The organism is Haloarcula sp. Atlit-47R, assembly GCF_003665985.1.
Taxonomy (GTDB): Archaea; Halobacteriota; Halobacteria; order Halobacteriales; family Haloarculaceae; genus Haloarcula; species Haloarcula taiwanensis.
The window spans coordinates 1-487 of sequence record NZ_QPLQ01000053.1 but is presented as its reverse complement, the minus strand read 5'-3'; the positions used below and the strand labels follow the sequence as shown (position 1 = coordinate 487).

1 protein-coding gene is annotated in these 487 nt (G+C 61.4%); it reads left to right on the top strand.

Features of this window, described 5'->3' with window-relative positions; translation table 11 throughout:
• On the top strand, positions 1 to 250 hold a 250-nt coding region (locus DVK00_RS22145; protein ID WP_233560871.1), incomplete at its 5' end, for a hypothetical protein.
• Between the last annotated feature and the right edge of the window lie 237 nt (positions 251 to 487).

The window sequence follows — 487 nt, the reverse complement described above, 5'->3', positions numbered from 1 at the left end:
CCGAGAACCGTCCGGGCAGGAGACCGACCGCCGTCGTCGCCACAGATACCCGACAGTTATGGCCGGCGCACCGACCGATGAATTATGCGCATGGGTAATCTTTAGTCCCTGTGTCGGCTACGTTGGGACGAGTATGGCAGCCAAGCAACCCCGCCTCGGGCTTCAGCACCCGACCGTCGTTCCCACGAACTTCACGCCCGCCGACGAGGCGGCCGAAGACGCCGACGAAGCGTCCGACGAAGACGCGTAATCTCGCATTTCTCGCGCGACGACTGCCGAGAGCGACAGCGTCGCCCGCGCCGACGAGAGACAACAGTCGGCTTGAAAACCGGCTATTCCGGCCGCTTGAGGCGTCTGCGGTTCGAATTCGTCTCCTAATCAAGAGGTGCGTCAACACGCCTCGTCTATGAGGGAACCCCTTTTTATCTCGCCGCCGTAAGGCGTTGGTAATGCCTATCTGCGACGTGTGCGGCAAAGACGAGAGTCT